Below are 21,845 nucleotides of genomic sequence, written 5' to 3' on the forward strand. Positions count from 1 at the left end.
CCCGCCGCCGCCCCGCGTGGGACGGCGGCGGATCCGCATCAGCGGGTGGCCCCTTTCCTCAGGGCCGGCCGGCGGTGGTCAGGACGCGCCCAGCAGTGCTGAGGCGGGCTGCTGCATGATGTCGGCGAAGAAGGCGGACAGCAGCGCGGGCTCCTCCAGTGGGAGGACGTGGGCCACGTACTGATCGGGGCGGACGACGACCACTGCGCCGTTCCGCGAGACACCTCGGGCCTCGAAGATGTCGCGCTTCGGATCGGACGCGAACACCTTCTCATAGCCGACCAGTCCGAATGGACCGACCTTGGGCAGGAACGCTCCAGGGACTGTGCCCAGGTCCACATCGCGGTGCGCTTGCTGGTGGATGACCTTGACGTCGAAGACGCTGTCGGGATCGCTGCCCTCGGGGGTGAAGGCCAGCAGCGGCGAGTCGGGGGAGGTGACCATCCACTCGGCCCACTGGTCGAGGGCCGACCGATCGCTATCGGCGAAGGCATAGATCCGCCAGCGTCCGTCGGCCCGGGCATGGTGTCCGAGGTGGATCGGATTTCCCTCGGCGACCCGCACCACGGGGAAGGAGTGGAAGCGCTTGCCGATCGGGAAGCCCGTGGCGAGCTCCTGGTGGGTGGTCTCGCCGGTGATCATCGACGGCCGGTACCGGGTCATGAAGCCGGCCGGGAACTCGGCCGTGCGGACGTAGAAGTCCTCGAGCTCGGTGGGGGAGTCGAACTCCTCAGGCTTCATCGCCATCATCGTCGACCATTCCTTGTCGAAGTCGATCAGGTTCTGGGCGATGGTCTGGCGCTCGGCCGAGTACGTGTCGAGCAGGGACTCGGGGCTGAGGCCGGTCAGCACGTGCGCCAGCTTCCAGCCGAGATTGAATCCGTCCTGCATCGACACGTTCATCCCTTGGCCGGCCTTGGCACTGTGCGTGTGGCAGGCGTCACCGGCGATGAACACGCGGGGGGAGCGCAGGCCGGTCTCGGCCGCCGGCACGTCGTCGAACTTGTCCGTCACCCGGTGACCGACCTCGTAGACGCTCGACCAGCAGACGTCCTTCACCTCGAGGGTGTACGGGTGGAGGATCTGCTGCGCCTTGGTGATGATCTCCTCGATCGACGTCTGCCGCACTCGCTTGGCGTCCTCCGGAGCGACCACCCCGAGATCGACGTACATGCGGAACAGGAAGCCGCCCTCGCGGGGGATGAGCAGGATGTTGCCGCCGGAGCCGGACTGGATCGCGCACTTGGTGCGGATGTCCGGGAAGTCGGTGACCGCGAGGATGTCCATCACGCCCCAGGCGTGGTTCGCCCGGTCACCCACCAGCTTGCGGCCGATCGACTCGCGGACCCGGCTGCGGGCGCCGTCACAGCCGACGACGTACTTGGCCCGGACCGTACGGGTGGTGCCCGCGCCGGGGCCGGACATGCACTGCAGGGTGGCCGTCACCGGGTGGTCGCCCTCCGGTGCGATCTCGAGCCCGACGAACTCGTACCCGTAGTCGGGCTTCATCCGGGTCGGGGACTCGGCCATCACCTCGGTGAAGTAGTCGAGGATGCGCGCCTGGTTCACGATCAGGTGGGGGAATTCGCTGATCCCCGTCGGATCGTCCTCGGCCACCGCCGTGCGCGCGATGCGCGACGGATCGGCCGGATCCGGCCGCCAGAAGGCCATCTCGGAGATGACGTAGGCCTCGTTGATCACCCGGTCCGCGAAGCCGAAGGCCTGGAAGGTCTCCACACTGCGCGCCTGGATGCCGTCGGCCTGTCCGATGGGCAACCGGTCCTCGCGGCGCTCGACGATGCGGGTGGTGATGTCAGGGAACTGGGAGAGCTGGGCGGCGGTGATCACGCCGGCGGGCCCGGTGCCCACGATGAGGACGTCGACTGTCTCGGGGAGCTCGTCGGGGCGATCGACGCCGACGCCCGCTGCGTCCTGGATCCGGGGATCGCCGGACACGTAGCCGTGGTGATGGAACTGCATGATTCTCCTCGTCGTTGAAGGGATCTGACACGTCTGGGGTCTGGTGGGTGGGCACCGGTCGGGGGCGATGGGGGAGCGCAGGTCACCATCCGCGGCGCGGGCAGGGATCCGGTCGACCGCCGGACCGTTTCCTTTGTGCCCCGCTTGATCGATCCTTGCGCTGGCGTGGATGGCGCTCTACGATGGTGACAACGTATACGATTTCAGATAGGTCGTAAACCCCTTCCAGACCAGAGGTTCTTATGGACAACGAGGTGCTCATGGACAACGACGTGGCCGGGAGTGCACGATTCGCGGCTCTGCCGTGCGTGCCGGGCAAGATCATCGCCGTGCACCTCAGCTATGGCTCCCGCGCCGCGCAGCGCGGCCGCCGGCCTGCCGCTCCGTCGTACTTTCTCAAGCCCGGCAGTTCAGTGGCCGCGAGCGGTGCGACCGTCGAACGGCCCGCAGGCACGGAGCTCCTTGCCTTCGAGGGCGAGGTCGCCCTGATCATCGGCCGGACGGCCCGTCGGGTCTCCCGGGCCGACGCCTGGGACCACGTCGGCTGGGTCACGGCCGGAAACGACTGGGGGCTGTACGACCTGCGCGCCAACGACAAGGGTTCCAACGTCCGGAACAAGGGACGCGACGGGTACACACCACTCGGTCCGGCCCTCATCGACGCCCGGACCGTGGATCCGTCCGGACTGCGGGTCCGTACGTGGCTGGACGGGGTCCTGGTCCAGGACGACACCACTGCGGGGATGTTCTTCACGCCCGAACAATTGGTCGCGGATCTCTCCCAGCACCTCACCCTCGAGCCGGGCGACGTCATCCTGACCGGGACGCCGGCCGGGTCCTCGGTGGCGCTCCCCGGCAGCACGGTGGAGGTCGAGGTGGACGCCCCCGCGGCGCCCGACCACCCCAGCAGCGGCCGGCTGGTCACCCATGTCGTGGGGGGGTGGGGCGAGTTCGACCCGGAGCTCGGGTCCCTACCGTCCGTGGACGACCGTCAGCGCGAGGAGGCCTGGGGTTCCCGGGAGACTGCGGGGCTCTCCGCGTCGGCATCCGTGCTCCCCCCGGCGTTGCGCGCCAAGCTCGAGCGGGTGCCGGTCGCCGGGCTCTCCCAGCAACTGCGCCTGCGTGGCCTCGACAACGTGTCGATCGACGGCGTACGGCCCACCCGGCCGGGCCGCAAGCTCGTCGGGACCGCTCGCACCCTGCGTTTCGTCCCGAACCGGGAGGATCTGTTCCGGAGCCACGGTGGCGGCTACAACGCCCAGAAACGCATCTTCGACAGTGTCGGCGAGGGTGAGGTCATCGTCATCGAGGCCCGGGGTGAGTGCGGGTCCGGCACGCTGGGCGATGTCCTGGCCATCAGGGCGAAGGTCCGCGGCGCCGCCGGCATCGTGACCGATGGCGGGGTCCGCGACTACGCCACCGTGTCCGACGTCGACCTGCCGGTCTTCAGCCAGGGCCCGCATCCGGCGGTCCTCGGTCGCAGGCACGTGCCGTGGGACATCGACCTCACCATCGCCTGCGGCGGGGCCACCGTCCAGCCGGGGGACATCATCGTCGGCGATGACGACGGTGTGGTCGTGATCCCCCCGGGACTCGCCGACGAGGTGGCTGAGGCAGCCTTGACCAAGGAGGCTGAGGACGCCTGGGTCGCCGAGCAGGTGGGCGCCGGATACCCCGTTGACGGTCTCTTCCCGATGAACGCCGAGTGGCGGGCGCGTTACGAGGCCCACCTCGCCGCCATGACCGACCAGGAAGGTTGACACCATGTCCCCCGCTTCCAGCAGCACCACCTCCGCGAGTGACCCGTCCTCCGCCACGGGCCCGACCTCCACCAGCAAGTCCGAGATCGCCTACCAGTGGCTCCGCGACCGCATCATGACGCAGACATACGGACCGGGGTACCGGATCGTGCTCTCCGCCGTCGCCGGCGAGATCGACATGAGTGTCGTCCCCGTACGTGAAGCCGTCCGGCGTCTTGAGGCCGAGGGCCTCGTGGAGTTCGAACGTAACGTCGGTGCCCGGGTGGCGCTCGTGGACAAGGGAGCGTACGTCGACGCCATGGAGACCCTCGGGGTCCTGGAGGGCATCGCCACGGCCCTGGCCGCCCCGCACCTGACCAAGGCACAGCTCGCGAGGGCCGAGGAGACGAATCAACGGATGCGGGTCCTGCTTGCGGATTTCGACCCGCACCAGTTCACCGTCCTCAATCGGGAATTCCACACCATCCTGTTCGAGGCCTGTCCGAACACCCAGATCCTTGACTACACCCACCGGGCCTGGGCCCAGATGACGCGGGTGCGGCACTCGACCTTCTCCTTCGTCCCCGGCCGGTCCAAGGAATCCGTCGAGGAGCACCAGCAGCTCCTCGGGCTCATCCGGTCCGGAGCCGGTCAGCTCGAGGTCGAAATGGCTGCCCGCGACCATCGCTGGCGGACCCTCAAGGCCTACCTGTCACGCCAGTCCTGAGTCGGACGGATCCGGCGGACCAGCCGGCTCTCGGCACCGACCGTCCGATGTTCACCACCCCACGAATCCCATTGAAGAGAAGACCCTCAAAGAGGAGGTACCATGACCGCGACCGCACTCGACCAGCGCCATGTTCCGGCGGATCTGCCCGCACGTATCCAGCACTACATCGACGGTGAGTTCGTCGATTCCGTGGACAGGGATACGTTCGACGTGATCGAGCCCGTGTCGAACGAGACCTACGTGCAGGCCGCATCCGGCAAGAAGGCCGACATCGATCGGGCGGTCGAGGCGGCCCGCAGGGCCTTCGTGGACGGCCCGTGGCCGAAGATGCTGCCCCGCGAGCGGTCGCGCATCCTGCACCGCATCGCCGACCTCGTCGAGGCCCGCGACCAGCGTCTGGCGGAGCTCGAGTCGTTCGACTCGGGTCTGCCCATCACCCAGGCCCTCGGGCAGGCCCGCCGAGCGGCGGAGAACTTCCGCTTCTTCGCGGACCTGATCGTGGCGCAGCGTGACGACACCTACAAGGTGCCCGGACGGCAGGTGAACTACGTCAACCGCAAGCCGATCGGCGTGGCGGGCCTGATCACGCCGTGGAACACGCCGTTCATGCTGGAGAGCTGGAAGCTCGCCCCCGCCCTCGCCACGGGCAACACCGTCGTCCTGAAGCCGGCCGAGTTCACCCCGCTGTCCGCATCGCTCTGGGCGGGGATCTTCGAGGAGGCGGGGCTGCCCCGGGGGGTCTTCAACCTCGTCAACGGCTTGGGCGAGCACGCGGGTGACGCCCTCGTGAAGCATCCCGAGGTCCCGCTGATCTCGTTCACCGGCGAGTCCCGTACCGGGCAGATCATCTTCGGCAATGCCGCGCCGTACCTCAAGGGTCTGTCGATGGAGCTCGGTGGCAAGTCCCCTGCCATCGTGTTCGCCGATGCGGACCTCGATGCTGCCATCAACGCGACGATCTTCGGTGTGTTCTCGCTTAATGGCGAGCGATGCACCGCTGGCAGCCGGATCCTGGTCCAGCGCGCGGTGTACGACGAGTTCGTCGAGCGCTACGCCGCCCAGGCCAAGCGGGTCAGGGTCGGCTACCCGCACGACCCGCAGACCGAGGTCGGCGCCCTGGTCCACCCGGAGCACTTCGCCAAGGTGATGAGCTACGTCGAGATCGGCAGGAGCGAGGGCCGCCTGGTGGCCGGTGGCGGCAGGCCCGAGGGCTTCGAGTTCGGCAACTTCGTCGCTCCGACGGTCTTCGCCGACGTCAAGCCGGGCGCCCGGATCTTCCAGGAGGAGATCTTCGGCCCCGTGGTGGCGATCACCCCGTTCGACACCGACGAGGAGGCCCTCAGCCTCGCCAACGACACCCGCTACGGTCTCGCCGCGTACGTGTGGACCAACGACCTCAAGCGCGCCCACAACTTCGCGCAGAACGTCGAGGCAGGCATGGTCTGGCTCAACTCGAACAACGTTCGTGACCTGCGGACGCCCTTCGGTGGGGTGAAGGCGTCCGGCCTTGGCCACGAGGGGGGCTACCGCTCGATCGATTTCTACACCGACCAGCAGGCCGTGCACATCAACCTCGGGGAGGTCCACAACCCCGTCTTCGGCAAGAACTGATCCGTTCATCGCGCAAGGAGGCCCGATATGCCCGTTATCTCGTCAGGTTCACCGGAACCCGTCGTCACCGACACCGACCCGATCCGCACCCTGGACGCCGTCCCGACACCGTCCTGCCCGCCGCCGGACATCCTGCGGTGCGCCTACCTCGAACTGCAGGTCACCGACCTCCAGCGGTCGCGGGACTTCTACGTGGATGTCCTGGGCATGTACGTGACGGAGGAGGACGACCACGCCGTCTACCTGCGCACCTACGAGGAGTTCATCCACCACAACCTGGTGCTGCGCCAGGGGCCGGTGGCGGCGGGTGTGGTGTTCGCCTTCCGGGTGCGCAGCGCCGCGGACGTCGACCGGGCCGAGGCGTACTACCGCGAGCTCGGCTGCCGCGTCGAGCGGCGCCGGGAAGGGTTCGTCAAGGGCATCGGTGACGCAGTGCGGGTCGAGGACCCACTCGGCTTCCCGTACGAGTTCTTCTTCGAGACCGAGCATGTCGAGCGCCTCGCCTGGGCCTACGACCTGCAGGGCGCTTCCCCGCTCATCCGGTTGGATCACTTCAACCAGGTCACCCCGGACGTGCCGCGGGCCGTTCGGTACCTGTCGGACCTCGGCTTCCGCAGCACCGAGGACATCCAGGACGACAAGGGCACGGTGTACGCGGCCTGGATGCACCGCAAGGCGACGGTGCACGACACCGCCCTGACCGGCGGCGACGGCCCGGCCCTGCACCACCTCGCCTTCGCCACGCACGAGAAGCACAATGTGCTGGCGTTGTGCGACAAGCTGGGCGCGCTGCGGATGTCCGACGTGATCGAGCGTGGTCCGGGCCGGCACGGTGTGTCCAACGCCTTCTACCTCTACCTGCGTGATCCGGACGGCCACCGCATCGAGATCTACACCCAGGACTACTACACCGGCGACCCGGACAACCCGGTCGTCACCTGGGACGTGCACGACAACCAGCGACGCGACTTCTGGGGCAACCCGGTCGTGTCGAGCTGGTACGCCGAGGCCACCCCGGTGCTCGATCTCGACGGCAACCCGCAGCCGATCGTCGCCCGCGAAGCCGCCCGCGAGATGGACGTCACCGTCGGGGCGGACGGATTCTCCTACACCCGCAAGGGCGACGAGGACGAGATGCCGTCCTGGAAACAGGGTGAGTTCAAGCTCGGCCACCAGCTCTGATCCCGAGGAGAACCCATGCTTTCGCAGGAAGAGATCCGCACCATCGCGGACGAACTCGCCGCCGCCGAGCGGGACCGCACCATGGTGCCGCTCCTCACCACCCGCCACCCGGGGATGACCGTCGAGGACTCGTATGCCGTGCAGAACGAATGGCGACGCCGAGGGATCGAGAACGGCCGTCGTCCGGTCGGCCGGAAGATCGGACTGACCTCCAAGGTCATGCAGGCCGCGACCGGCATCGACGAACCCGACTACGGGGCCATCTTCGACGACATGGTGTTCGAGAACGGATCGGTGATCGAGCACAACCGTTTCTCGAACGTACGGATCGAGGTCGAGCTGGCCTTCGTCCTCGGCGAGGCCCTCGACGGGCCCGGTGCAACGGTCTTCGACGTGCTGCGCGCGACCGAGTATGTGGTGCCGGCGCTGGAGATCCTGTCGAGCCGGATCGAGATGCCGGGGCGCACCATCGTCGACACGATCAGCGACAATGCCGCGATGGGGGCCATGGTGTACGGGGGGAACCCGACCGATCCGCATGCGGTCGACCTGCGCTGGATTTCGGCCCTGCTCTATCGCAACCAGACGATCGAGGAATCGGGCGTCGCCGCCGCGGTGCTCAACCACCCCGCCATGGGGGTCGCCTGGCTCGCCGACAAGATCGCCCAGCACGGGGACCGCCTGGAGGCGGGCGAGATCATCCTGGCCGGGTCCTTCACCCGTCCGATGTGGGTGGAGAAGGGCGACACCGTGCTCGCCGACTACGGACCGATGGGGACGATCTCATGCCACTTCGTCTAGATCCCACGCTCCGCGACCGGCTGGCCGCGTCGGACCGGACGCTCGTCGGTGGCTGGGTGTGCTCGGGCTCGCCCGTCATCGCCGAGATCATGGCCGGGGCGGGGCTGGACTGGCTGCTCATCGACATGGAGCACGCGCCCAATGGGCTCGAGTCGATCCTCGGCCAGCTCTACGCTGTTTCCGCCTATCCGACGACGCCTGTCGTGCGGGTACCGGTCGGGGACCCCACGGTGATCAAGCAGGTCCTCGATCTCGGTGCCCAGAACATCCTGGTCCCGATGGTGTCGACCCCGCAGGAGGCGGAGGTCGTGGCGCAGGCCGCCCAGTACCCTCCGTACGGGCGTCGCGGGGTCGGCAGTGCGCTGGCCCGGTCGGCTCGCTGGAACCGGGTGGACCAGTACCTGCACAACGGTGCGGACCATGTGTCCGTCTTCGTCCAGATCGAGACGCCGGAGGGCGTGGAGAACGCCGAGGCGATCGCCGCGACTCCGGGGATCGACGGTGTCTTCGTCGGCCCCAGTGACCTGGCCGCGGCGATGGGGCTGCTGGGCCAGCAGGTCCACCCGGACGTCGTCGCAGCGGTGAAGCAGGCCTTCGCCGCGGTGACCGCGGCCGGGAAGCCGGTGGGGGTCAACGCCTTCGACCCCGATGCCGCACGCGACTACGCCGCGAACGGCGCGCGGTTCATCCTGGTGGGCGCCGACGTGGCCCTGGTCGCCCGTGCTTCGGAGGGACTCGCTGAGCGCTTCATCGGCGCCGACAGCTGAGAGGGACGTACGAAAGGCCCGGCCCTCGGCCGGGCCTTTCGTACGTCCGCGGTGGATCAGATCAGTGGCTCGCCCAGGGATCGGGAAGGGCGACGTAGACGGTCTCGAGGAACTCCTCGATGCCCTCGTGGCTGCCCTCACGCCCGAGCCCGGACTGCTTGACGCCGCCGAACGGTGCAGCGGCATTGCTGATCACACCCTGGTTCACCCCGATCATGCCGACCTCCAGTCGCTCGCTGAGGCGAAGAACACGGTCCATGTCCCGGGTGAAGATGTAGCCGGCCAACCCGACGTCGACCCGGTTGGCGAGCGCCACGGCCTCCTCCTCGGTGCGGAAGGTGACGACGGGGGCCACCGGGCCGAAGATCTCCTCCCCGAGGATGTCGGCGTCGGTCGGGACGTCACGGAGCACCGTCGGTCGGAAGAACCATCCCGGCGCGTCGACGACGGTGCCGCCGGTGGCGACCGAGGCGCCCTGGGAGACTGCGCCATCGACCAGGTCCTGCATCTTCGTACGGGCCTGCTCGGTGATCATCGGCCCGATCTGGGTCCCGTCCGCCAGGCCGTCACCGACCGTCAGGGCCGCGAAACGCGACGCCAGGCGGGCAGTGAAGTCCTTGGCGACAGACTCGTGCACGAGGAAACGATTGGCGGCGGTGCAGGCCTCACCCATGTTGCGGACCTTGGCGGCGAAAGCGCCGTCCACCGCGAGGTCCAGATCCGCGTCCTCGAAGACGAGCAGTGGCGCGTTTCCGCCGAGTTCCATCGAGCAGCGCAGCACGTTCCGGCTCGCCTGCTGCAGCAGCAGTTTGCCGACCGGGGTGGACCCGGTGAACGAGAGCTTCCGGAGCCGCGGGTCGGCGATCATCGCGTCGGAGACGTCATGGAGCGCCGAGGTGACGACATTGACGACCCCGTCCGGCACGCCGGCGTCGGCCAGCACCTGCGCCAACAGGAGGGAGGTCAACGGGGTGAGGATCGCCGGTCGCAGCACGATGGTGCAGCCGGCCGCCAGCGCCGGCGCGATCTTGCGCGTCGCCATCGCCAGCGGGAAGTTCCACGGGGTGATGAAGAGCGAGGGTCCGACAGGTCGCCGGGTCACCAGCTGCCGCGAGGTGCCCTCCGGGGACGGCCGGTAGTAGCCCTGGATCCGCGGTGCCTCCTCGCTGAACCAGCGCAGGAACTCGGCTCCGTAGGCCACCTCACCGCGCGCCTCGGCGAGCGGTTTGCCCATCTCCAGAGTCATCACCCGGGCGAAGTCCTCGGTGCGCGCGATCACGGCATCGAAGGCCCGCCGCAGGATCTCGGCTCGGCGTCGTGGGGGAGTGGCGGCCCAGTCCGCTGCGGCATCCGCAGCCGCCCCGAGAGCGGCCAGGCCGTCCGCGACGGAGGCGTCGGCCACCTGGGCGATGACCCGGCCGGTCGCCGGGTTGTGGACGGGCACGGTGCCACGGGAGCCGTCCCGCCACTCGCCGTTGATGAACAGGCGAGGTTGCAGGTCGGCGGGAAGAACGTCGTCCAGCAGCATTGCCGTGGTTTGCGTCATCGGGAACCTCCGGTCGGGCGCGGGCCCACAGTGTCGTGTTCGAGAACAATGAGGGTTGTGCTTGTATATGTAAGCGTATACGATCCTGAATATCAGGGCAATGGATCGGCCGCCCGACCAGGGATCGGCCCTGAGTCCTGCCGGCATCGTCGCCGGCCCGGCCGGCAATCGTGGTCGTCCACCCCGTCCCCTCCACCACCCTCTTGAGCGTCTGTCCTGTCCCTCCCTCGACAAAGGAGTCATCGAGATGACCCAGGCCAATGTGAGTAGCCACTCCCTCGTCCTCGACGAGCACCGTCCCCAGGATCGACGGGTCGCCATGGCGACCCTGGTCGGCACCTCCATCGAGTGGTACGACTACTTCATCTACGCCAATGCCGCGGCCCTGATCTTCGGCAAGCAGTTCTTCTCCGCGGTGCCCGACAACATGCAGCTCATCCTGTCCTTCGCCACGGTCGGCATCAGCTTCCTCTTCCGGCCGTTGGGTGCCGCCGTCGCCGGCCACTACGGCGACCGGGTCGGGCGCAAGGCGATGCTGGTGATCACCCTGCTGCTGATGGGCGGCGCCACGGCGCTCATCGGCGTCCTGCCGACCGCCCAGACCATCGGCCTGTGGGCCCCGGTCCTGCTCATCGTGCTCCGGATCGTCCAGGGCTTTTCCGCCGGCGGCGAGTGGGGCGGTGCGGCATTGATGGCCGTCGAGCACGCACCGGCGAGCAAGCGTGGCAAGTTCGGCGCCTTCCCGCAGATCGGCGTCCCGGTGGGCATGCTGATCGCCACCGGCTTCCTCGCCATGCTGTCGGTCCTGCTGACCGATGCGCAGTTCAAGACGTGGGGCTGGCGCATCCCGTTCCTGGCATCCGCCGTGCTCATCATCATCGGCATGTGGATCCGGCTCGGCGTCACCGAGTCCCCGGTCTTCAAGGAGCTCAATGAGCACCCCGACGAGGTGAAGATGCCGCTCGGCCAGGTGTTCCGCTTCACCGGCAAGCAGGTCGCCCAGGCCGCCCTGATGTTCATGGGCAACGGCGTGGCAGGCTACATGGTGACCGGCGGATTCCTCCTCGCCTACACCACGACCCACCTCGGGATGCCGAAGCCTGCGATCCTGAACCTGGTGACGTTGGCATCCGCCTGCTGGATCGTCACGACCTTCCTCGCGGGCAGTCTGTCGGACCGGTTCACCCGCATCCGTACCTATCGAGTGGGCTACGTCGCCCAGCTGCTGTGGGTCTTCCCGATGTTCCTGCTCGTGCAGACCGGCCAGCTGGTCTGGGTGGCGGTCGCGATGGTCCTGCTCACCGTCCCGCTGGGCCTGACGTACGGCCCGCAGGCGGCGCTGTTCGCCGAGATGTTCCCGGCTTCGATCCGCTACTCGGGTGCGTCGATCTCGTACGCGCTGGGCTCGATCCTCGGTGGTGCTTTTGCGCCGATGATCGCCCAGGCGCTCACCGACAGCACGCACACGGTCATGTCGGTGCCCGTCTACCTGTTCGTCGTCACGCTGATCGCCCTGGTGGTGACCTTCACGGTGAAGGACCGTACAGGTCAGCCGATCGACCACGGCGCGATGGACATCCCCGGTGCCCGTGAGATCGCCCGCTTGTCCGCATCGGCGAAGGGCTGATCCTCCACTTGGCTCCACGGCATGGGTGCCCGTCCGGTGAAGACGGGGCGGGCACCCCTTGGTCCGTCGCTCCTGCCGATCCGATCGGTCCCTGCTTCTTTGCCTCGGGTGCAGCACGCTCCAGGTGGGGCGGGCTCAGACAGGTGTCCTACTCTTGTCGCATGGCAACAAGTCTCGGAATGCCCGCACCCGCCCCGATCCAGCTCGCTCCGCGCCACGTCACGCGCAAGCTGCGGGTGGGCTCGGTGGAGGTCGGTGGCGACGCTCCCGTCTCGGTGCAGTCCATGACCACCACGAAGACCACCGACATCAATGGGACCCTCCAGCAGATCGCCGAGCTGACCGCCGCCGGCTGCGACATCGTCCGGGTCGCCGTTCCGAGCCAGGACGACGCCGACGTACTGCACATCATCGCCAAGAAGTCCAAGATCCCGGTCGTCGCCGACATCCACTTCCAGCCGCGCTACGTGTTCCAGGCGATCGAGGCCGGGTGTGCCGCGGTCCGGGTGAACCCGGGCAACATCAAGCAGTTCGACAACAAGATCGCCGAGATCGCCAAGGCCGCCACCGATGCGCAGGTGCCGCTGCGGATCGGTGTCAACGCCGGCTCGCTCGACAAGCGGATCATGGAGAAGTACGGGTCCGCGACCCCCGAGGCCCTCGTCGCGTCGGCGATGCAGGAGGCCCGGCTGTTCGAGGACGTCGGCTTCCGTGACTTCGCTATCTCGGTCAAGCACCATGACCCCGTGGTGATGATCAGGGCCTATCAGCTGCTCGCCGAGGCGTGCGACTACCCGCTGCACCTCGGGGTGACCGAGGCCGGCCCCGCCTTCCAGGGCACCGTCAAGTCCGCGGTCGCCTTCGGCGCGCTGCTCGCCCAGGGCATCGGCGACACCATCCGGGTGTCCCTGTCCGCCCCGCCGGTCGAGGAGGTCAAGGTCGGCGTCAAGATCCTCGAGTCGCTGGGCATGCGGCCGCGGCACCTGGAGATCGTCTCCTGCCCGTCCTGCGGACGGGCCCAGGTGGACGTCTACACCCTGGCCGACGAGGTCACCAAGGGCCTGGAGGGGATGACCGTGCCGCTGCGCGTGGCGGTGATGGGCTGCGTCGTGAACGGCCCCGGTGAGGCCCGCGAGGCCGACCTCGGTGTCGCCTCCGGCAACGGCAAGGGTCAGATCTTCGTCCACGGCCGGGTCGTCAAGACCGTCCCCGAGGACCGGATCGTCGAGACCCTGATCGAGGAGGCCAATCGGCTCGCCGAGTCGGTCGGGACCGGGTCCGGCGACGAGCAGCTCGAAGGGTCTCCGGTCGTCAGCGTCAGCTGACCGAGCCCCGGGAGCCACCGTGTCCGCACCCGTCCGACCCTCACCCTCCACGAGCTTCGGTGTCCGTACGCTCGGCGCCGACGACCTGCCCGCTGCGCTGGCGCTGCTGCGGCGTGACCCGGTGGACAACGTGTACGTCGGATCCCGGGTCCGGACCGGCGGGCTGGACCGGGTCACCCTGGGCTGCCCGGTCTGGGGTTATGAGGAGGGCGGCCGGCTGCGGGCGATGCTGCACGCCGGGTCCAACATGGTGCCGGTGAACGCCGATGCCCGGGCCTGTGCGGCGTTCGCCGCGTTCGCCGGCTACCGCCGGATCGCCTCGTCGATCATCGGCCCGGCCGAGGCGGCGATGACGCTCCACCACGAGCTGGTGCGCCAGTGGGGCGCCGAGTGGGCCGAGCCGCGTGACGTCCGGGCCCACCAGCCGGTGATGCTCATCGACGACGAGCCCTCGATCGCGGCGGACCCCCGGGTCCGGCCGGCGACCCTCGACCTGTGGCAGCCGTACGCCGATGCTGCTGTGGCGATGTACACCGAGGAGGTCGGTCAGTCGCCGGCCGTCGGCGGGTCGGACGTGTCCTACCGGGTCTACATCCGGTCGCTGATCCAGCAGGGCCGGTCGTACGCGATCGTCGAGGGCGGTCGGGTGATCTTCAAGGCCGACATCGGCTCGGCGACCTCGAGCGTCTGCCAGGTGCAGGGGGTATGGGTCGCCCCCGACCAGCGGGGTCGGGGGATCGCGGCCCCGGCGATGGCCGCGGTGATCCGGCAGGCCCGTCGGCGCTGGCCGATCGTGACGTTGTACGTCAACGACTTCAACGCTCCTGCCCTGGCGACCTATCGGCGTGCCGGGATGCAGCAGGTCGGGGAGTTCGCCACCATCCTGTACTGAGAGGCTCTGCGTCCGGTCAGGGCTGCCACCAACGGCGTCGGTGCCGCGCGCCCCGCCGGGAGCCGAGGTCACCATGCGTCGTCGGAGAACGGCGGCCGCCGTCGCCACCCTGCTCGTCGGGTCACTCGTGACGGGCTGCTCGGCGGTCCGCCCCGGGGCCGGGCCGGGCCCCGGGGCCGCGATCACCGCGGGCGCCACACCGGCCCCGTCGCCGGCGCCGCCGCGCAGCGTCACCGTTGTCCTCGCCGGCGACCTGCTGTGGCACAACACCACCTGGTTCTCCGCCCAGGAGGATGCCCGCGCGGAGGGCCGGACCGGCGCGGACCAGTACGACTTCGGACCGATGTTCGGCTCGATGACCCCGGTGATCACCGCAGCCGACCTGGCGGTGTGTCACGAGGAGGTCCCGGTCGGTCCGGCCGGCGGGCCCTACCGCAACTACCCGGTCTTCGCCGCGCCACCACAGGTCGCCGCCGGCGCCGCCACGGCCGGCTACGACCTGTGCACCCTGGGCAGCAACCACTCGCTGGACGCCGGCACCGCCGGGATCGCGCGCACCGTCAGCGCCTTCCGCGACGCCGGGATCAGCACCACCGGCGCGTACGCCACGGAGGCGGACGCCCGTACGCCGGTGATCAGGACGACCGCCTCCGGGGTGCGGGTCGCCGTGATCGAGGGGGCGTACGGCCTGAACGGCCTGCAGCTGCCGGCGGACCACCGGTGGGCGGTCGACCTGATCGACACCGACGCGATGATCGCGAAGGCCAAGGCGGCCCGGGCCGCAGGCGCCGACATCGTCCTGGCCGCCCTGCACGACGGCACCGAGTACACCACCGCCCCCACCTCCACCCAGATCCGCAACGCCAGGGCACTGGCCGACTCCGGCGTGATCGACCTGGTGTACGGCCACCATGTCCACACGGTCCAGCCGTGGGAGAAGGTGGACGGCACCTGGGTCGTCTACGGACTCGGCAACCAGATCGCCCAGCAGATGCCCAGCCAGCCCACCACCTTCGAGGGCATCACCGCCCGGTTCACCTTCACCGAGACCGCCTCGGGACGGTTCGAGGCGACCGATCCCACCGCGATCCCGACCTACGTCACCCGGTATGCGGCCGGGCGACCGATCCGGCTGGTGCATGTCACGGCCGCCCTGGCGGGTGACGCCCCGGTCCCGGCCGGCGTCGATCGGGCCACTCTGGAGCGGGCCCTGACCCGGACGATGAGCACCGTTCGTGCCCGTGGCGCCGAGGGGATCACCGTCGGCTGAGCCCGTTGCGGCGCGGTAGAGTCGGCCTGTCCATCGACCCCTGGGAGCCCTCTGTGATCACCAAGATGTCCGAGCTGTTCGTCCGCACCCTGCGCGAGGACCCGGCGGACGCCGAGGTGCCCAGCCATCGCTGGCTGGTGCGCGCCGGATACATCCGTCGTGCCGCTCCGGGCATCTACACCTGGCTGCCGCTCGGGCTGCGGGTGCTGCACAAGGTCGAGGACATCGTCCGCGAGGAGATGGACGCCATCGGCGCCCAGGAGGTGCACTTCCCGGCGCTGCTGCCGCGCGAACCGTACGAGCTGACCGACCGGTGGGTCGAGTACGGCCCCAACCTGTTCCGGCTCAAGGACCGCAAGGGCAATGACATGCTGCTCGGGCCGACCCACGAGGAGATGTTCACCCTGCTGGTGAAGGACCTGTACTCCTCGTACAAGGACCTGCCGCTGGTGCTCTACCAGATCCAGACCAAGTACCGCGACGAGGCGCGGCCCCGGGCCGGCCTGCTGCGTGGCCGCGAGTTCGTGATGAAGGACTCCTACTCCTTCGACATCGACGACGACGGCCTGCAGGCGGCCTACGACAAGCACCGCGCCGCCTACATCCGGATCTTCGACCGGCTCGGGCTCGACTACGCCATCGTCCAGGCGATGTCCGGCGCGATGGGTGGCTCGGCGTCCGAGGAGTTCCTCGCGGTCGCCGAGAACGGTGAGGACACCTTCGTCCGGTCCCCGGGGGGCTACGCGGCCAACGTCGAGGCGGTCCGGATCGGTTCCCCGGCCCCGCTGCCGTACGAGGATCTGCCGGCCGCGCACGTCGAGGACACCCCGCAGTCGACCACCATCGACGCCCTGATCCGGGTCGCCGACGACCGGCAGCCCCGCGCCGACCGGCCGTGGAACGGCGGGGACACGCTCAAGAACGTCGTCTTCATGCTGGAGTACCCCGACGGCAGCAAGGAGCCGCTGGCGATCGGCCTGCCCGGCGACCGGGAGGTCGACGAGAAGCGCCTCGAGGCCCAGGTCGAGCCCGGGGTGGCCGTGCCGTTCGGCGAGGAGGACTTCGCGAAGTACCCGAGCCTGGTCAAGGGCTACATCGGCCCCGGCGTGCTGGGGGAGAAGAACACCTCCGGCGTGAAGTACCTCACCGACCCCCGCGTCGTCCCCGGCACCCGCTGGATCACCGGTGCGGACGCCGACCAGAAGCACGTCTTCGACCTGGTCTGCGGGCGCGACTTCACCTCCGACGGGGTGATCGACGTGGCCGAGATCCGCGCGGGTGACCCGTCGCCCGACGGCTCCGGGCCGCTGCAGCTCGCGCGCGGCATCGAGATGGGCCACATCTTCCAGCTCGGCCGCAAGTACGCCGAGGCCCTGGGGCTCAAGGTGCTCGACCAGAACGGCAAGCAGGTCACGGTGACGATGGGTTCGTACGGCGTGGGGGTCTCCCGGGCCGTCGCGGCGGTCGCCGAGAACACCTGCGACGACAAGGGCCTGTGCTGGCCGCGGGCGCTGGCGCCGTACGATGTGCAGGTCGTCGCCACCGGCAAGAGCGCCGAGATCGCCGCCTGCGCGGCCGAGCTCGCCGGCGACCTCGACGCCGCCGGGATCGCCGTGCTGCTCGACGACCGCAAGGCGTCCCCGGGGGTGAAGTTCGCCGATGCCGAGCTGCTCGGGATGCCGACCACCGTCGTCGTCGGCCGCGGCCTCGCCGACGGCCTGGTGGAACTGCGCGACCGTGCCTCCGGCACCGCCGAGAACGTGCCCCTCGCCGAGGCGGTGGACCGGGTCGTCGCGGCGGTCCGCGGCTGACCCGGCGTGTTCGAGTCGCTGGCGGGGATCTCCCCCTGGATCGTCGCCGGGCTGGTCGGTGTCGCCTTCGTGGCGGGCTGGGTCGACGCCATCGTGGGGGGTGGCGGGCTGATCCAGTTGCCCGCGCTGTTGCTCGGGCTGCCCGCCGACACCCCGGTCGCGACCATCTCGGGCACGAACAAGATCTCCTCCTTCGCCGGCACCAGCACCGCCACCGCGACGTACCTGCGCAAGATCCGGGTCGACTGGCGCGACACCCTGCCACTGATGGCGGGAGCGGCGACCGGGTCGGCCATCGGGGCGCGGCTGGTGACCTTCCTGCCGAAGCAGTGGTTCACCCCGTTCGTGCTGGTGGCCCTGGTCGTGGTCGGCGGCTACCTGTGGCGTCGCCCGCAGTTCGGGATCGAGACGCACCTGCGCCACACCGGCACCGGGCTGGGCGTCCGGTCGGCGGCCATCGGGCTGGGCGTCGGGGTCTACGACGGGTTCCTGGGGCCGGGCACCGGCACCTTCTTCATGATCCTCATCGTCGGGGTGCTGGGCCACGGCTTCCTCGCCGCCAGCGCCCGGGCCAAGCTCGCCAACGTCGCGACCAACCTGGCCGCGATCATCACCCTCGCCCCGCACGTCAACTGGGCGCTGGGCCTGATGATGGCCGCGGCGAACGTCACCGGCGGAGTGACCGGCGCCCGGATGGCCCTCAACCGCGGCAACGGCTTCATCCGCAAGGTGTTGCTCATCGTGGTCGCCGTCCTGGTGGTCCGGCTGTCGTACGACGTGGTGCTGCAGCTGCGCTGACCGGTGGGACAGCTGTCGGTCAGGCCCAGCCCGGCCACACCGGCAGGCCGCCGCCGGACCGGGCCACCGCCACGGCCGCGTCCTCCAGGGCCGAGGCGCCGAGCCGCCGGACCGTCTCGTCGGTGGCCGCCCTGGTGACCCGGCAGGCGTCGGGCAGCACCGCCGTCTCGACCCGGGCCAGCAGGGCCACCGCACCGGCGGTGTCGGTGGGGCGGCCGATGTCGTACGCCACCTGTGCCGCCGGGACCCGCAATGAGCGGCGCCCCAGCTCGGCGGCGAGTCCGTCGCGGGCCGCGCGGTGGCCGTCGAGCAGCACCCTGGCCCAGGCCGCATCCTCGCCGGACAGCTGGGCGATGGCCGCCTCGATGGCGAACAGCGCGGCGTGCAGCTGGACCACCAGGGCCGTCATCGCCTCCGCATCGCCGAGGGCGGCGATCGTGTCCGCGGACGGCGCTTCGGCCGGCGTGCGCGGGGAACGGGCGCCGGCCAGCGACGCGACCGCTGCGGCGTACGCCCCCGCCGCGGCGAGCCGGGCGGCGCTGGTGCCGCGGGCCGGAGCGGCCAGGAAGGTGGTCGCCGCCGATCCGGCCGCCTCGGACAGGCTCCCGCCCGGCGCGGCAGCGGTGGTGCCGGCGGCGAAGAACGCGGCGTGGGCGTCGAATGCCGCGGCGGCGCGATCCTTGAAGCCGCCCAGCCGGTCGGTCCCGGCCGCACCACCCCGTATCGCCGCGGCGAGGCCCGCCGCCAGCGACGCGTACGGGGCTCCCGCCACGGCGCTCGGAGCGCCGGACAGGGACGGGACAGCGCTCGGCCGGCCGATGACGGTGGGGTCGCGCCGGGTGCACCCGGTGACTCCGGACAGCACGCCACCGAGGGCGGCCAGCAGGATTCCGCGACGGGTCAGCACAGGCCGAACGCTAGCGCACAGGTATGCTTGCCTGCACGGATCGCGCGGGTGCATCGGGCCGGCGAGCCTGTTCGGGAGCCGGGGACCCGGCCGAGGCGGACCTCGGCGGCATCCGGGCATGACCGACGGCGACCACGTCGCTGACACAACCGCATCCACACAATCGGATCAAGGAGCACCATGAACGAACGGCAACTCATCGAGGTCATCGAACCGGTGCTCGCCCGCCATGGGCTCGAGCTGGACGCGCTGGACATCATCCCCGCCGGGAAGCGCGTCCTGCTGCGCGTCACGGTCGACGGCGACGGGCCCGAGGGGCATGGTCCGCTGATCGACGACATCGCCGAGGCCTCCCGGGACCTGTCCGAGGCGCTGGACGAGTCCGCTGCGACCGGCGCCGGTGCCTACACCCTCGAGGTCTCCTCGCGCGGCGTCAACCGCCCGCTCACCCTGCCGCGGCACTGGCGGCGCAACGCCGGCCACCTGGTGCGGATCACCACCACAGCGGGGGAGACCTTCCAGGGCCGGATCGTGGCGAGTGACGACGAAGGTGTCGATCTGCTGATCGAGCCGGAGGACCCCCGCCCGGGCAAGGGCACCGCGGTCGAGCGACGGTGCGCGTACGCCGACATCACCAAGGCGCGGGTCCAGGTCGAGATGAAGCGCCAGGACAAGGAAGAGGACTGATCATGGACGTCGACATGGCTGCACTGCGGGCGATCGAACACGACAAGGAGATCCCGCTGGAGGTGCTGGTCTCCGCGCTCGAGGAGGCGCTGCTGACCGCCTACCACAAGACCGACGATCCGGTGCCCGGCGCCCGGGTCGTCCTGGACCGCAAGTCCGGCAAGGTTGCCGTCATCGCCCCGGAGAAGGACGAGGAGGGCACGGTCGTCGGCGAGTACGACGACACCCCCGCCGGGTTCGGCCGGATCGCGGCGGCGACGGCCCGCCAGGTGATCCTCCAGCGGATCCGTGACGCCGAGGACGAGAAGAAGTACGGCACCTTCTCCGCCATCGAGGGGGACGTGGTGATGGGCACGGTCCAGCAGGACCGGGACAACCGTGTCGTACGGGTCGACCTCGGGGACATCGAGGCGATCATGCCGCCGGCCGAGCAGGTGTCCGGCGAGGAGTACCGGCACGGCACCCGGCTGCGGGTGTACGTCGTCGCCGTCCGCAAGGAGGTGCGCGGCCCCCAGGTCGTCGTGTCGCGTACGCACCCGGGCCTGGTGCAGAAGCTCTTCGAGCGCGAGGTGCCCGAGATCGAGCAGGGCGTCGTGGAGATCAAGGCGCTGGCTCGCGAGGCCGGCCACCGGACCAAGATCGCCGTCCAGTCCAAGCGCCCCGACATCTCCGCCAAGGGTGCCTGCATCGGTCCGATGGGCCAGCGGGTCCGCGCGGTGATGCACGAGCTGAACGAGGAGAAGATCGACATCATCGACTGGTCGGAGGACCCGGCCGTCTTCGTCGGCAACGCCCTCTCACCGGCCAAGGTCGCCTCGGTCACCGTCGTGGACCCGGCTGCCCGCGCCGCGCGCGTGGTCGTCCCCGACTACCAGCTCTCCCTGGCGATCGGGCGTGAGGGGCAGAACGCGCGGCTCGCCGCCCGGCTGACCGGCTGGCGGATCGACATCCACCCGGACAACGAGGCCCCGGCGCACTGACCGTCGGCTCGCGACGGAACACCCGCCGCGTCGGTCGCCCGGACCGGTCGCCCGGACCGATCGTGCGGCGGGTCGCGGATCGGTCCTACGGCAGGGCGGGCGTGGGGTGATCGTCGGGACCGATCATGCCTGCCGCGTCCCGGATTCGTCCGGGCGCCGATTGTCCGCTAAACTCTGACGGTGGTCCGTCCTCTGTCCTCACATGTGCCCGAGCGTACGTGTGTCGGATGTCGTGGACGGACCGCCAAGTCCGGACTGGTGCGCCTCGTCTGGGATCGTACGGCAGCATGTGTTGCCCTCGACCCGAACGGGACCGCGCAGGGTCGAGGTGCCTGGGTGCACCCTGATCCCCGCTGTTGTGACCTGGCGATGCGGCGCCGCGCCGTGGGACGAGCCCTCCGGGTTCCCCACGTCGACGGTGACCAGGTGGCCGCCCTGCTGGCCACCCTCGCATCCGAGGGTCGACACGCGCCACCCGGCACTGTGTGAGTGACGACACCCGGTCGACCGACCGGGTGGTACCAGAAAGTGGGCAAACGCTCATGACCACTCGATGAGAACTCATCAATGAGCAAGCACGACAACTAGCTGGTCCGGCTCGACTGACCGGACCGCAGAGGAGAGCAGTGGCAAAGGTCCGAGTCTACGAGCTCGCGAAGGAGCTCGGAGTCGAGAGCAAGGAAGTCCTGAAGACCCTGAACGACATGGGTGAGTTCGTCCGGTCGGCGTCGTCGACCATCGAGGCGCCCGTGGTTCGACGACTGAAGGAGAAGATGGGCGGTTCGTCCGCGGCCCCCGCACCCAAGCCGGCCCCTCGGCCGGCGCCGCGTCCCGCGGCACCCCGTCCGGCGGCCCCGGCTGCCGAGCGACCCGCCGCCGCACCGGAGCAGCACGCGCGTCCGGTCCCGCCCGAGGCCCAGACGCCGCGCCCGGCGCGCCCCGAGGCCCCCGCAGCCCATCCGCACCCGCAGAGCGGCGCCCGTCCCGGGCCGCGTCCCGCGGCCGGTGGCGAGTCCACCGCGCGCCAGGCACCGCGACCCGCTGCTCCGCGCCCCGCGGCCGGTGCTCCGGCAGCGCGTCCGGCCGCTCCCGGCCCGCGTCCCACCGGCCCTCGCCCCGGCGGTGCCGGCCAGCGTCCCGGTGTCCCCGGCGCCCCGAAGCCGGGCGCCCGTCCCGGTCCGCGCCCCGCGGC

General features: G+C 70.0%; 19 protein-coding genes. 16 read left to right on the forward strand and 3 right to left on the reverse strand.

From position 1 onward, the window contains the following. Window positions 1-78: 78 nt before the first annotated feature. Window positions 79-1,980: an FAD-binding monooxygenase gene (locus VB059_RS11525; protein ID WP_323422167.1), complete on the reverse strand. Its 1,902-nt coding sequence runs from the start codon at window positions 1,978-1,980 to the stop codon at window positions 79-81. Between the two features lie 260 nt (window positions 1,981-2,240). On the opposite strand from VB059_RS11525, the gene VB059_RS11530 reads away from it, so the two are divergent. The 6 genes from VB059_RS11530 (at window position 2,241) to VB059_RS11555 (ending at window position 8,810) form a co-directional block, all read left to right on the forward strand. After that, on the forward strand, window positions 2,241-3,740 hold the full coding sequence (locus VB059_RS11530; protein ID WP_323422168.1) for a fumarylacetoacetate hydrolase family protein: 1,500 nt from the start codon (window positions 2,241-2,243) through the stop codon (window positions 3,738-3,740). Between the two features lie 4 nt (window positions 3,741-3,744). Further along, the gene (locus tag VB059_RS11535; protein WP_323422169.1) at window positions 3,745-4,446 is read left to right on the forward strand and encodes a GntR family transcriptional regulator; all 702 of its coding nucleotides are present in this window, start codon (window positions 3,745-3,747) and stop codon (window positions 4,444-4,446) included. Window positions 4,447-4,548: 102 nt separating this feature from the next. After that, window positions 4,549-6,060 carry a 5-carboxymethyl-2-hydroxymuconate semialdehyde dehydrogenase gene (hpaE, locus tag VB059_RS11540; protein ID WP_323422170.1) on the forward strand — a complete coding sequence of 504 codons (1,512 nt, stop codon included), beginning with the start codon at window positions 4,549-4,551 and terminating at the stop codon, window positions 6,058-6,060. Window positions 6,061-6,087: 27 nt separating this feature from the next. Beyond that, the gene (gene hpaD, locus VB059_RS11545) at window positions 6,088-7,242 is read left to right on the forward strand and encodes a 3,4-dihydroxyphenylacetate 2,3-dioxygenase (RefSeq protein ID WP_323422171.1); all 1,155 of its coding nucleotides are present in this window, start codon (window positions 6,088-6,090) and stop codon (window positions 7,240-7,242) included. Between the two features lie 15 nt (window positions 7,243-7,257). Then, window positions 7,258-8,043: a 2-oxo-hept-4-ene-1,7-dioate hydratase gene (hpaH, locus tag VB059_RS11550; protein WP_323422172.1), complete on the forward strand. Its 786-nt coding sequence runs from the start codon at window positions 7,258-7,260 to the stop codon at window positions 8,041-8,043. Then, window positions 8,028-8,810, forward strand: coding sequence for an HpcH/HpaI aldolase/citrate lyase family protein (locus VB059_RS11555; RefSeq protein ID WP_323422173.1), 783 nt, complete (start codon window positions 8,028-8,030; stop codon window positions 8,808-8,810). The genes hpaH and VB059_RS11555 overlap by 16 nt, the downstream gene beginning before the upstream one ends. A 61-nt stretch (window positions 8,811-8,871) precedes the next feature. Here VB059_RS11555 and VB059_RS11560 read toward each other — a convergent pair whose 3' ends face one another. Beyond that, window positions 8,872-10,356: an NAD-dependent succinate-semialdehyde dehydrogenase gene (locus VB059_RS11560; protein WP_323422174.1), complete on the reverse strand. Its 1,485-nt coding sequence runs from the start codon at window positions 10,354-10,356 to the stop codon at window positions 8,872-8,874. 247 nt (window positions 10,357-10,603) lie between these two features. Here VB059_RS11560 and VB059_RS11565 point away from each other — a divergent pair, with 247 nt between their 5' ends. The 6 genes from VB059_RS11565 to VB059_RS11590 all read left to right on the forward strand — a co-directional run bounded on the left by VB059_RS11565 (window position 10,604) and on the right by VB059_RS11590 (window position 18,079). Then, a complete protein-coding gene (locus tag VB059_RS11565) occupies window positions 10,604-11,983 on the forward strand; it encodes an MFS transporter (RefSeq protein WP_323422175.1) in 1,380 nt (459 codons plus the stop codon). Between the two features lie 161 nt (window positions 11,984-12,144). Continuing rightward, window positions 12,145-13,308, forward strand: coding sequence for a flavodoxin-dependent (E)-4-hydroxy-3-methylbut-2-enyl-diphosphate synthase (ispG, locus tag VB059_RS11570; RefSeq protein WP_323422176.1), 1,164 nt, complete (start codon window positions 12,145-12,147; stop codon window positions 13,306-13,308). 19 nt (window positions 13,309-13,327) lie between these two features. Continuing rightward, entirely contained in the window at window positions 13,328-14,200 is an 873-nt protein-coding gene (locus tag VB059_RS11575) for a GNAT family N-acetyltransferase (protein ID WP_323422177.1), read from the forward strand. 73 nt (window positions 14,201-14,273) lie between these two features. Then, window positions 14,274-15,470, forward strand: a complete 1,197-nt coding sequence (locus VB059_RS11580) for a CapA family protein (protein WP_323422178.1) — start codon at window positions 14,274-14,276, stop codon at window positions 15,468-15,470. A 65-nt stretch (window positions 15,471-15,535) separates the two neighbouring features. Next, window positions 15,536-17,281 carry a proline--tRNA ligase gene (locus VB059_RS11585; RefSeq protein ID WP_323422187.1) on the forward strand — a complete coding sequence of 582 codons (1,746 nt, stop codon included), beginning with the start codon at window positions 15,536-15,538 and terminating at the stop codon, window positions 17,279-17,281. 27 nt (window positions 17,282-17,308) lie between these two features. Then, window positions 17,309-18,079 carry a sulfite exporter TauE/SafE family protein gene (locus VB059_RS11590; protein WP_416339553.1) on the forward strand — a complete coding sequence of 257 codons (771 nt, stop codon included), beginning with the start codon at window positions 17,309-17,311 and terminating at the stop codon, window positions 18,077-18,079. 19 nt (window positions 18,080-18,098) lie between these two features. Here the strand turns inward: VB059_RS11590 and VB059_RS11595 are convergent, their stop codons facing one another. Beyond that, a complete protein-coding gene (locus VB059_RS11595) occupies window positions 18,099-18,986 on the reverse strand; it encodes a DUF4439 domain-containing protein (RefSeq protein ID WP_323422180.1) in 888 nt (295 codons plus the stop codon). Between the two features lie 180 nt (window positions 18,987-19,166). Between VB059_RS11595 and rimP the strand changes: the two genes are divergently transcribed. From rimP to VB059_RS14565, 4 genes are all read left to right on the forward strand, one after another. Next, on the forward strand, window positions 19,167-19,673 hold the full coding sequence (gene rimP / locus VB059_RS11600) for a ribosome maturation factor RimP (protein WP_323422181.1): 507 nt from the start codon (window positions 19,167-19,169) through the stop codon (window positions 19,671-19,673). A 2-nt stretch (window positions 19,674-19,675) separates the two neighbouring features. Further along, window positions 19,676-20,653, forward strand: coding sequence for a transcription termination factor NusA (gene nusA, locus VB059_RS11605; RefSeq protein ID WP_323422182.1), 978 nt, complete (start codon window positions 19,676-19,678; stop codon window positions 20,651-20,653). 204 nt (window positions 20,654-20,857) lie between these two features. Continuing rightward, the gene (locus VB059_RS11610) at window positions 20,858-21,142 is read left to right on the forward strand and encodes a YlxR family protein (protein ID WP_323422188.1); all 285 of its coding nucleotides are present in this window, start codon (window positions 20,858-20,860) and stop codon (window positions 21,140-21,142) included. A 137-nt stretch (window positions 21,143-21,279) separates the two neighbouring features. Beyond that, window positions 21,280-21,845: translation initiation factor IF-2 N-terminal domain-containing protein (locus VB059_RS14565; protein WP_416339552.1), on the forward strand; the 566-nt coding region annotated here is incomplete at its 3' end.

The sequence above is a fragment of the Raineyella sp. genome, assembly GCF_034933565.1.
Lineage (GTDB): Bacteria > Actinomycetota > Actinomycetes > Propionibacteriales > Propionibacteriaceae > Raineyella.